Annotated in this window: 8 protein-coding genes; 4 read left to right on the forward strand and 4 right to left on the reverse strand. The window is 64.9% G+C overall.

The features are described 5' to 3' along the window. Nucleotides 1-303 precede the first annotated feature (303 nt). The 4 genes from C474_RS07050 (at nt 304) to C474_RS07065 (ending at nt 8,172) form a co-directional block, all read left to right on the forward strand. On the forward strand, nt 304-1,278 hold the full coding sequence (locus tag C474_RS07050; protein WP_008385312.1) for a formyltetrahydrofolate deformylase: 975 nt from the start codon (nt 304-306) through the stop codon (nt 1,276-1,278). A gap of 713 nt (nt 1,279-1,991) precedes the next feature. Continuing rightward, a complete protein-coding gene (locus C474_RS07055; protein WP_008385314.1) occupies nt 1,992-4,544 on the forward strand; it encodes a GcvT family protein in 2,553 nt (850 codons plus the stop codon). A gap of 98 nt (nt 4,545-4,642) precedes the next feature. Next, on the forward strand, nt 4,643-5,890 hold the full coding sequence (ilvA, locus tag C474_RS07060) for a threonine ammonia-lyase (protein WP_008385316.1): 1,248 nt from the start codon (nt 4,643-4,645) through the stop codon (nt 5,888-5,890). Between the two features lie 488 nt (nt 5,891-6,378). Continuing rightward, a complete protein-coding gene (locus C474_RS07065) occupies nt 6,379-8,172 on the forward strand; it encodes a BCCT family transporter (protein WP_008385318.1) in 1,794 nt (597 codons plus the stop codon). Between the two features lie 105 nt (nt 8,173-8,277). Here the strand turns inward: C474_RS07065 and folE are convergent, their stop codons facing one another. The 4 genes from folE to C474_RS07085 all read right to left on the reverse strand — a co-directional run bounded on the left by folE (nt 8,278) and on the right by C474_RS07085 (nt 11,711). Next, nucleotides 8,278-9,012: a GTP cyclohydrolase I gene (gene folE / locus C474_RS07070; RefSeq protein ID WP_008385320.1), complete on the reverse strand. Its 735-nt coding sequence runs from the start codon at nt 9,010-9,012 to the stop codon at nt 8,278-8,280. A gap of 54 nt (nt 9,013-9,066) precedes the next feature. After that, nucleotides 9,067-9,447, reverse strand: a complete 381-nt coding sequence (locus C474_RS07075) for a Rid family detoxifying hydrolase (RefSeq protein WP_008385321.1) — start codon at nt 9,445-9,447, stop codon at nt 9,067-9,069. A 175-nt stretch (nt 9,448-9,622) separates the two neighbouring features. Further along, the gene (locus C474_RS07080) at nt 9,623-10,195 is read right to left on the reverse strand and encodes an anthranilate synthase component II (RefSeq protein WP_008385323.1); all 573 of its coding nucleotides are present in this window, start codon (nt 10,193-10,195) and stop codon (nt 9,623-9,625) included. A gap of 1 nt (nt 10,196) precedes the next feature. Then, complete coding sequence (locus C474_RS07085; RefSeq protein WP_008385324.1) at nt 10,197-11,711, reverse strand: anthranilate synthase component I family protein; 1,515 nt, start codon at nt 11,709-11,711, stop codon at nt 10,197-10,199. Nucleotides 11,712-12,028 lie beyond the last annotated feature (317 nt).

Raw genomic sequence — 12,028 nt, forward strand, 5'->3', positions numbered from 1 at the left:
GTCCGGGCGATCGGCCGTCTGTCGCACCGCTACGAAGGGTGCGTCGCACTGTCCGGCATCTCGTATGTATCAGCTCCGTTATGTACTGTGGCTACGAAGCACAACGTATTCCAGTTCTAGCAGGAGAAACAAGGTTAATTACCGGAGAAGCAGAAATCTGGCTTGAATGCCCAACATTGAGACTCGGAGGTCCGTGTCGATGGACCACGATCCGCTGCACGGTGAGCGTACGGATTCCCCCTCCGACAGATCGATCCCTCGGAGGAGTGAAACGGATGATAGCGGTTGTCGGAGGGACCCGGTATGAGTCGTGAGTGGACCGAGATAACCGTCATCGGGGAGGACGACACTGGCCTCATCGCCGAAGTAACCTCCTTCCTGTTCAAGCGCAACGTCAATATCCTCGACATCGACCAAGCCGTCCGAGAGGGTACGTTCCGGATGATGATGCAGGTCGATACGTCGGAGATGGTCACTGCTCAACCGAAGTTCCGAGAGGACCTCGAAGACCTCGGCGACGACTTCGGAGTCGAGATGCAGATAGAGTTCCCCTCCGACAGTCAGAACCAGTCTATCGCTGTACTCGTTACCAAGGAGAGCCACTGTCTCGAAAGGCTGCTCGAGGCCCAGAACAACGGTGAACTCGGTGCGGATATCGAGGTGGTTATCGGTAATCACGACCATCTTCAACCGCTCGCGGAGGAGTACGACGTTCCCTTCCACGACGTCGGCGACGAAAAAGGGACTCCCGACGAAGAGAGACTGCTCGACCTGCTCGGCGAATACGGCGTCGACGTGATCGCGCTGGCGCGCTTTATCCGCATTCTCTCGCCCGAGGTCGTCTTCCGCTATGAGACCCAGATAATCAACGTTCACCCGAGCCTGCTCCCCGCGTTCCCCGGCGCCGCCGCGTACAGACAGGCTCTCGAAGAGGGTGCTCGTATCGCCGGTGTCACCGCCCATTACGTGACGACGGACCTCGACCAAGGGCCGATCATCACGCAACGCGCGTTCAACGTCCCGTCGAACGCCACGGAGGAAGATATGAAGCGGCTCGGGCAACCGCTCGAAGCCGAGGCGCTCCTCGAGGCGATCAAGCTCCATCTGAACGACGAACTCTCCGTACAGTTCGGCCGGACGGAGTTAGAAAACCCCGACGAGACCGACGCGCAACTCGGCGCTCCCGACGAACTCAACCGGATCATCCCAGACGGACCGACCGATGGTTTCGACAAGGCGACCATCGACTTAGACGAGACGGCGACCGCGGACGACTGATTCCACGTACCGTAGAGCCACTTCATCAGTTCGGTCGCGACGGTGAGCGCTCCTCTCGCGCGTCCGCCACGCTCGAGTTCTCGTGTTCGTGGTTGATTCCATCGCAGTGTTCTTCGGCCAGTTCGCGGTACGCACACGGAGCCGAGGACGGACACCGGCGCCGACTTTGCATCCGGCGCCGGAGACGGCATCAACTCGACCGACGCGGCCGCCGTAGAGAGCCCCAGACTCGCTCAGTTCGAGGGTGACGAACTCGAACCACGCGGCCGGCGAGGCGCTCGCGGGCGGTGCGAACGAACGCTCGGATTCGTTCCGGTTCGGAGACTCACGTGCGCTGAAACCGGCACGCGAAGTCCCGCGCTCGGCTCGTCACCCCTGAGACGGTCTCCCGCGACGCGGCCGTATGCGCTGCCGACGAATCCGGAGTCACGGTCGAGATTTCGGGAAGGGTGGAGACACGTCGATACCGCCGCTTAGGTGCCACCTTTCGGTTCGTGACCGGTGACCGACGTGCGACCGCCGCTCTGTCGAAACATCACACATCCGTCAGTTTGTGGTTGGTCGTCCGCTGCAGCCGCGAATGAGATGTTCACAAGTAACGAATCAGGGCGATATCGGTGATAGAGGCACTCTACTAACCGGTCTGTGGCAAGAGGTTGTAGAGGGCACCGGTGTATTTAACATACTGACGGAAAGAACCGGCTGTAATAGAGATGAATGCCACAGACGTTCCTGCTGAATCGACGACTGTCATTATCGGTGCGGGCGCCGTCGGGTGCAGCGTCGCGTACCACCTGACGGAACTCGGTGCCGAAGACGTCACCGTCGTTGACCAGGGCCCGCTTCCCGTCACCGGCGGGTCGTCGGTTCACGCACCGGGGATCATGTTTCAGACGTCGCCATCGAAGATACAGACGAAGGCTGCCCACTACACCAGTCAATTTCTCTCGGACATCGGCACGTACGACGAGGTCGGTGGCATCGAGACCGCGCGCAGCGAGGAACGTATGGACTTCCTCAAACGCCGCTTCGAGTGGGCAACCTCCTACGGACTGCCCGAACCCGAACTCCTCTCACCGGAGGAGGTCGGTGAGCGTCTCCCGTTGGTGAACGAGGACGAAATTCTCGGAGGCTACTACTCTCCGACCGACGGCCGGGTTGACGGTATCGAGACGCTTCAATGGTACATCGAGAACACGCCGGCAAACTTCGTCGGCGACACGGAGGTGACAGACCTGGAAGTGACGAACGGCGAGATAACGTCGGTCGTCACCGATAAGGGGCGTATCGATTGCGATCGCTGCGTGATTGCGACGAACAACTGGGGGTACCAAACCGGCCAGCTCGCCGGGCTCGATCTCCCCATCGCGCCGGTCGAACACCAGTACGTCGTCACCGAACCGATGGAAGAGCTCTCCGGTGCCGACTCGGCCGTCGGCGACAACACGGCCGGGCTCGACGTCCCCGGCGACCGCGCCATACAGGAGTACATGAGCGAGGGACCCAACCGACCCGTGGGCCGCGATCAGGATCACTCGCTGTACTTCCGAACCCACGGCGACGCGCTCGGCATGGGATCGTACAATCACGAGTCGCTGTCAGTCGATCCGGAGATGATGGGTCGAAACAGCGAGGACCGCCAAGCGTCGGTTCGCGGGTTCACGAAGGAGCACTGGGAGCGTCCGACCCACCCGAACCGGGACAAATCCGCGAAGCAGGCGTTCGACGAACTGCTCCCGGCCAGCGCGGACAAAGAGTACGCCGTCACCGAGAACGGAATCTTCGTGTTCACGCCGGACGGGATGCCCGCCGTCGGCCCGACGGCGCAGGTGGACGGGCTCTGGACCGCCCTCGCCATCTGGTGGACCCACTCCGCCGGCTACGGTCGAATCGTCGCCGAGTGGATGGAGAACGGCGTCCCGCGGCTTCCGTCGGGACCGGTCGACACCGGCGGCATCCACGTCCGACGCTTCGAGCCCCACGCCGGCGAGAAGGACTTCTTCGTCGACCGCGGCGCGAAGCGCTACGAACAAGTGTACAGCATCGTCGAACCGCGCTGGCAGCCCGACGACCATCGCGGGCTGCGGACCAGTCCGTTCTACGAGCAGCAGCGAGACCTCGGCGCGGAGTTCGTCCAGAGCGGCGGCTGGGAGTCCGCGCAGTACTACGAGTCCAACGCCGACCTCGTCGACCAGTACGAGGACCGCATCCCCGAGCAGGACGGCTGGGGGGGAATCAACCGCTCGCCGATCGAGGGCGCCGAGCACATCCACACCCGCGAGCACGTGTCGATGTTCGACATGACCACCTTCAGCTCGATCATGGTCTCGGGCGAGGGGAGCGGCGAGTTCCTCCAGCGGGTGTGTAGCAACGACATGGATATCGAGGAAGGCAAAGTGCGCTACTCGCTCCTGCTGAACGAGGGCGGTGGCATCCTCGCCGACGTCACCGTCGTCCGCCTCGCTGAGGACGAGTACATGGTGACGACCGGCGGCGGCAACTCCCCGCGAATCCACGGCTCGTGGCTGGAGGAGCACGCTCCAGAGACGGTTTCCGTCCACGTCGAGGAGGGCGCGAAGTCCACGATCGGCCTCTGGGGCCCGAAGTCCCGCCTCCTGCTCCAGCGCTGTACCGACGCCGACGTCACGAACGACGGCTTCCCGTATTTCAGCGCGAAGCAGATGTACGTCGGCGAGGTACCGGTGATCGCCCTGCGCGTTTCGTACGTCGGCGAACTCGGCTGGGAGCTGTGGACGCCCAGCGAGTACGGCCGGCGCCTCTGGGAGACGCTGTGGGAGGCAGGTCAGGACCTCGACGTGCGGCCGATGGGCGGCGGCGCCCTCGAGTCGATGCGCCTCGAGAAGGGGTTCCGCCTCTGGGGGACCGACATCGACACCGACTCCAACCCGTTCGAGGCCGGCCTCCCGTTCGCCGTCGACATGGAGACCGACTTCATCGGCAAGGAGGCCCTCGAAGCCGCGAAGGACGAGGGAATCGACTCACGCATCACTCCCGTCACGCTCGATGACTCGACCGACATCGCCCTGAGCGGACGACCGGTACTGAAGAACGGCGAGGCAATCGGCTACGTACAGGCCGGCGACTACGGATACACGATCGGCGAGTCGATTGCGTACACGTACGTTCCGAGCCAGTGGGCGGAGGCCGGAACGGACGTGCAGATTCGGTGCGAGGGCGAACTGTACGACGCAACCGTGCGCGAGGAACCGCTGTTCGACCCCGGCCGGGAGAAGATCATCCGGTAACTCAGGTTCCGGCCGTCACCCCGCCGACCCAGAACCACCCCTTCATTCACGAGCGATCCACACTTACGAACGATCCATCCCCACCTTACCTACTAATCATGACCGACGACGACACGGACGGGCTCCCCGTCCAATACGTAGATATCGAACGAGCCTCCGAACGCCTCGACGACGACACCGTCGTAAAGCACACGCCGGTCGAGCGGAGCACCTCGCTCGGCGAGTTCGTCGACGCGGAGGTGTATCTGAAGATGGAACACCTCCAGTGGACCGGCTCGTTCAAGACCCGAGGAGCGTACAACAAGATCAGTCAGGACGTCGACCGCGGCGTCGATAGCTTCATCGCGGCGAGTGCCGGCAACCACGCCCAGGGCGTCGCGTTGGCGGCGACCAAGTGCGGGGCGAAGTCGACAGTGTATATGCCGGAGAACGCCCCACAGACGAAGGTTGACGCGACGCGCGGCTACGGCGCCACCGTCGAACTGGTCGGAAAGGACTTCCAAGATACCATGGAGCGGGCCCAAGCGGCCGTCGAGGGGACCGACGCAGAGTTCGTCCACGCCTACGACGACACGGACATCATCGCCGGCCAGGGGACGCTCGGCGCCGAGATGTATCACGACTGCCCCGACGTCGATACCGTGATCGTCCCCATCGGCGGCGGCGGACTGATATCCGGCGTCTCCACGGCGATCAAACATCTCTCCCCGGATACGCGCGTCGTCGGCGTGCAGGCGACCGGGGCCGAGACGGTCCACGAGAGCTTAGACAAGGGAATCCCGGTGACGCTCGATGAGGTCGACACCATCGCGGACGGCATCGCGACCGGCGGTATCTCGCGAACGACGCTCGATATCATCCAGCGCAACGTCGACGAGGTGGTCACCGTCTCGGACACCGAAATCGCCCGCGCCATCCTCATCCTCCTCGAACGGGCCAAACAGGTCGTTGAGGGAGCGGGCGCCGCGTCGGTCGCGGCGCTTCTGAGCGACAAACTGGACGTGACGGGCGAGACGGTGATGCCGTTGCTCTGCGGCGGGAACTTGGACATGACGCAGTTACAGACGGTGTTGGTCCACGCGCTCACGGAGCGCCGACAGCTCCTCCAGCTCAGGGTGCACATCGACGATCAGCCGGGGAAGATGGAGGAGATATCCGGCCACATCGCCACCCACGGGGCGAACATCCGCAACGTCCGCCACGACCGGTCCATCCAGGATCTCGAAGTCGGCGAAGCGTACCTCGTGTTCGACGTCGAGACCAGCGGCGTAGAGCACGCGGCGTCGATCATCGACTCGCTCGAGGAGGCTGGCTACCCCGTCGCCGACGTGACGAAAGCCCGGTAAGGAACCCCTCGGCGGGAGTCACACCACCGCGACCGGCGCGACATCGGATGCGAAACGGACGTGTGGTGCGAACAGCCAGCGGCGAGGTTTCGACTACGCCGGGGCGGACGAGACCGACGCGATCGTAACCGGGTCGGCTTACTCAGGGTCGGCTCGCGTTTCCGGGAAACGACAGACGAAGCGGTCCGCAGTGTGCGGCCGTACTCATCCTCTCACATCGAGTCTCAGAATATCATCCGACAACCGAATCGGGATCAGCGAGAAATCGTCCTGCTCCGCCCGTCATCCACAACTAGACACTATTACAAACTGTACGTAAAGGTTTATCAGTCTCCGTTCGTTTCTTCAGTGTGAGGTTGTGTATCATGCGACATCACGACCAGACGAGGCGCTGGACGACTCGACCGCTACAACTTGGAGGATAATGAACATGAGATCAAACGACAGACTGCACCGTGCTCGACCAGTAAACTACCGAGAGGAATCCCATGCCAGACGATGACCAAGCGACGGGGGAGCTGTCCGAGGGGTTACAAGTAGAGCTGTTCCACCCGGACTCCGACCGAGCCCCCGGCGACACTAACATCGAAAAGTTCGGCTTCGACGTTCATCCGGTCGTATTCCCGGTTTCGCTGGTGGTCATCGCCGCGTTCGTCGCAGCGACCATTCTCCTTGGCGACCAGGCGTCCGAGGTCTACGGCGCGGTGTTCACATTTATCAACACGAACTTCGGCTGGTTCTACATCTTAGCGGTAAACCTGTTCATCGTCACCATCCTCTACTTCGCCTTCAGTAAGTACGGCACCATCCGCATCGGTGGCGTCAAGGCGGAGAAGGAGTTCAGCGACTTTGCGTGGATGGCGATGCTGTTCAGCGCCGGGATGGGAATCGGCTTGATGTTCTTCAGCGTCGCCGAACCGATGTGGCACTTCGGCAGCGGAGCCTCCGAGTTCATGGTCGTCCCACCCGCGTTCACGGCGGACGGCGGGACGTCCGGGGCTGCCACCGCCGCGATGGCTCAGACGTTCTTCCACTGGGGGTTCCACCCCTGGGCCATCTACGGCCTAGTCGGACTCGGACTCGCCTTCTTCTCGTTCAACCGCGGCCTGCCGCTGACGTTCCGGTCGATCTTCTGGCCGCTGCTCGGGGACCGAATCTACGGGTGGCCGGGTCACATGATCGACCTGGTGACCGTGTTCGCGACGCTGTTCGGCCTCTCGACCTCGCTCGGCCTGGGGGTCGCACAGATCAACACGGGGCTCTCGTACGTCGGCGGCGACATCCTCGGCCTCGTGAGCATTCCGACCGGGACGATCCCGCAGGTGATACTCATCGCCGCGATCACCGCGATCGCGACGGCCTCCGTCGCGGCCGGCCTCGAGAACGGCGTCAAGCGGCTGAGCACGGCGAACCTCTACCTGATGCTCACCATGCTCGTGTTCCTCTTCGTCATCGGGCCGACGCTGTACATCCTCGGGACGCTCTCGGGCGGACTCGGCGCCTTCCTCGGCAACCTCTTCCAACTGAGCTTCTTCACCGGCATCGTCGGCGGAGGTGCGGAGCTCGGCGGGTACACCGTCCAGGGGTGGATGGGGAGCTGGACCGTCTTCTACTGGGGCTGGTGGATCGCGTGGTCGCCGTTCGTCGGCATGTTCATCGCGCGGATTTCGAAGGGCCGCACCGTCCGGGAGTTCGTCCTGGGCGTGCTGTTCCTGCCCGCGCTGTTCTCGTTCGTCTGGCTCGCCACCTTCGGCGGCTCGGCCCTGTGGGTCGAACTCACGGGCGGCGGCGGCATCGCGACCGCCGTCGCCGAGCAGGGTCAGACCATCGCGATGTTCGCCATGCTGAACCAGTTCCCGCTGGGCGCCCTCTCCGGGCTCCTGGCGACGTTGCTCGTCGTCACGTTCTTCGTCACGTCCTCCGACTCGGGGTCGCTGGTTGTCGACCACCTGACCTCCGGCGGGAAGCACGACGTGCCGAAGGTTCAGCGTATCTTCTGGGCCGTCACCGAGGGCGCCGTCGCGGCCACCCTGCTCATCGGAGGAGGCCTGGGCGCACTGCAGACCGCCGTCATCACGACGGGGCTCCCGTTCGCGGTCATCCTCGTCCTAATGTGTTACACGGTGTACCTCGGGCTCGACAACGAGTACGAGATACTCCGTTCCGAACAGTTCGCCGACCGAATCGACCATCTGACCGCCGAAGGGGACGTGGACGTCGTCACCAACGATAGCGAACTCGTTACCGAGGTGAGAAGTTCCGACGCGGAAGGAAGCGACTGACTCGACGCCGCCCGTCCCCGTCCTCGTCCTCAGCACCAATTCGGACTGACGCCGCCACGTTCCGGTTTTTGTGGTCTGTCCGGCCCGGAATGCATCGAGAGTTGTTCAGAACACGTCGGGAGTCCAGCCGCTGTCTCGAACCGACTCGCGGAATCGCTCGTGGTCCGTCGACGATAGCTCGCCGACAGACTCGTGCGTCGTCGTCGCAGTCGCTGTCTCGACGCCCCGCATCGCCTCGCACATGTGCGTTGCAGTAATCTCGACGACGACCCCCTCGGCTTCGAGTTCGTCGGCCAGACCCGTCGCAACACCGCTCGTCAACGCTTCCTGTGTGGTGAGCCGCCGCGACCGCCACCGGACGTAACGGACGAGCTTCGAGAGTCCGACCATCGACTCCCCGGGTTTGTACGCGACGTGTGCGGCCCCGTAGAAGGGGAGCAAGTGGTGCTCGCACATGCTGTACACCGGGATTCCCGTCTTGATGACGAGTCCGTCGGTCTCCGACTCGAAGGTTCGCATGGTCGGCTTCGCCGCCTCGCGCCGGCCCTCGGTGAGCGTCTCGAACATCGCCGGCACGCGGCGCGTCCACGTGTCGGAGACGCCGCGCGCGTCGGGGTCGCGGCCGACCGCCTCGAGCAGCAGTCGCGCGCCCTCGCGCGCCTTCTCGTGGTCGAACTCCTCCGCTTCGGTCGAACCGGTCGATCCGGTCACCTCGGCCGCCCCGGTGGCCTCGGTTGTCGGAGTCGCCTCCTCTGACTCGGTCACGCCGGTCGGGACCGTCGGTGACGTACCGTTTCCGGCGTCGTAGCCGCTGTCGCGCTGCTTATCGTGCGAATCCATTACTCCGTATTAGGTTGTCTGCGTGCAAAAAAGTACGGTCCGAAAGGGGTCGCCCTACTCGGTCGTCGCGATAGCCTCGATTTCGACCGCCGCACCTTTCGGTACGGCACCGGCCTCGACGGCGCTGCGCGCCGGCGGGTCCTCGTCAAAGTACTCGCTGTAGGCCTCGTTGAACGCGTCGAAGTCGTCGATATCGTCGAGGAACACCGTCGTCTTGAGTACGTCGTTCAGCGAAAGTCCCTCGGACTCGAGGATGGCCGCGACGTTGTCGAGACACTGCTCGGTCTGTCGGCCCACGGACTCCTCGTCGAGCAGTTCTCCGTCCGTCGTCAGCGGAAGCTGACCGGCCGTGATGAGTATGTCGCCGTTCGTCGTCGCCTGACTGTACGCTCCGACCGCCGCCGGTGCGTCGTCGGTGCTGATGGTTCGCTTCACGTGAGACCGTACCGACCGGGATCGCCTTAAATCCCGGCCGCGGGGCCGACGGTCGCCACATCGTGACAGCTTCCGTATCGGTCGTGGATCCGCCAGCGACGACCGGATCCGTAGGAGGGAGAGCGAGTGACGGAGGGCGACGGAGGGCGCCGACGGCGAGTCGAGAGGAACCGCCTCAGGCGCTCGCAATCGACGAGCAGAAGTTCTCGACGATGCGCTTGCCCGCGTCGGTGAGGATGCTCTCGGGGTGGAACTGGACGCCGAGATGCGGCCGGTCGACGTGGCGCACGCCCATCACGACGCCCTGTTCGTCGTTCGTGTACGCCGTCTTGACGAGGTCGGCGGGTAGGTCGCCGTCCTCGACTGCCAGCGAGTGGTAGCGCCCCACCTCGAACGGGTCGTCGACGCCGTCGTACAGCGCCGACCCGTCGTGGCGGATCTCGGAGGGTTTTCCGTGGACGACCTCGGGGGCGTGGACGACCGACGCCCCGTTGGCGGCACACAGTGCCTGGTGGCCGAGACAGACCCCCAGCGTGGGGTACTCGAGGTCGCGGAACACGGGGACGGAGACGCCGGCGTCGGCGGGGGTCCCCGGGCCGGGCGAGACGACGATCCCGTCGGGGTCGAGGTCCGAGATCCCGGCGGCGTCGATCGCGTCGTTGCGCCTGACGACGACGTCGTCGAACTCGCCGACGTACTGGACGAGGTTGTACGCGAACGAGTCGTAGTTGTCGACGATGAGTATCATCTCACCGGACCTCCTCCAGTGTGTCCGCGGCGGACTCGACGGCGAACGACCCCTGCTCGCCGAGTGCCTCGTCGACGGCGTCGACGAGCGCTTGGGCCTTGTCCAGCGTCTCTTCGTACTCCGCGGCCGGGTCGGAGTCGTGGACGACGCCGGCGCCGACGCGCAGGCGGTACTCGCCGCCGTGGCGGACGAGCGTCCGGATCGTGATGTTCAGCGTCGCCCGGTCGTCGAAGCCGAACACGCCGATGCTCCCCGTGTAGGGACCCCGGCGGGTTTCCTCCACCTCGTCGATGATCCCCATCGTCCGGGGCTTGGGCGCGCCGGTGATCGTCCCGCCCGGGAACACGGCCGCGACGGCGTCGGCGACGCTCACGCCCTCGCGGCGACGGCCCTCCACGAGCGAGACGAGGTGCATCACCTTCGAGTAGCGGTCGACCCGGCGGTACTCGGTGACGTCAACGCTGCCGTACTCGCTGACCTTCCCGAGGTCGTTGCGCTCGAGGTCGACCAACATCGCGTGCTCGGCGCGTTCCTTGTCGTCGCTCGTGAGGTCGCGCTCCAGTTCGGCGTCGGCCTCGGGGGTGTCGGCGCGCGGTCGCGTGCCCGCGATGGGCTCCGTCAACAGACGATCGCCCTCGACGTCTAACAGCAGTTCGGGGCTGGCGCTGACGAGATCGACCCCCGGGAACTCGAGCAGCCCGGAGTACGGCGCCGGGTTCACGCGTCGCACAGCGTCGTACGTCTCGACGGGGTGGACGGCGGCGGGGGCGACCAGTCGGTGCGAGACGTTCGCCTGAAAGGTGTCGCCGTCGCGGATATACTCCTTCACCCGGCGCACCCGGTCGGCGAACGCCGACTCGCCGCACTCGCTCTCGAACGTCGCCTGTCGGTTCGCGACCGGCGGGGAGCCGACGGCCGGGTCCCCGTGGAGCGCGGATTCGGCCAACTCGGTCGCCATTTCCACGCCGGCCTCGTAGGCTGCCGCGGGCGACTCGTGCTCGTCGACGACGGGACAGGCGGTCACTCGGAGTCGCACGTCGCCCTCGGTCGGCGCCTCCCAGGCGGCGACGCGGTCGAACACGCCGAGTTGGAGCCGCGGGAGCCCGTCCGGGGCCGTCGTCGCCGGCAGGTCCTCCAATTCCCGGGCGACATCGTAGGAGAGCCAGCCAAACGCGCCGCAGGGGTACGGAACCTCGCAGTCCCCGCGGACGAGTTCCTCGCGGTCGAGCAGCGAGTCGATCGCGCCGACGGTCGGACTCTCCCCGTCCGGCGAGGCCGCGTCGGCGGCCACTTGTAGGCGCTCGACCGGGTCGACCGCGAAGTATCCCCAGCCGGACTGCCCGCCGGTCGTCTCGAGGAACGTTCCACCCGTATTGCCGTCGCGGGCTCGGCGGTAGGCCTCGAAGGGGTCCGAGACGGTGACTCTCACCTCGACCGGGACCCGGGCCCCGGGCGGAGCCGAGGCTGCGGTCCCGACGAACGATGCGCACTCCGTGACGACTGATGGCTGGCTCATGTGAGACGAGGACTTCAGGGGGACCGCCGGTCGATCCCAATCGTTACTCGGACCGAGGCGCTCGTCCTCAAAAAAACCTTCCGCGTTGGCGCCTCCTGCCGGAGTTCCCTGGGTCGGCGGCGCGTCGTCCCCGGACAGACCGGTCAGGGGAGGCTTCAACGGGTGGAACATACCCCACGATGGCTTATTACGATGGGTGAAAAGGTTGGGAGAGAGAGCCCGTGCGCGACGTTCACTGGCACATCGGCGCGCCCCCGCCGCAGGAATGTGGGACGCAAGCGGCGCGGCGCATCCGGACCGGGGCCGGGCCGAACGTC

The organism is Halogeometricum pallidum JCM 14848 (assembly GCF_000337095.1).
Taxonomy (GTDB): Archaea; Halobacteriota; Halobacteria; order Halobacteriales; family Haloferacaceae; genus Halogeometricum; species Halogeometricum pallidum.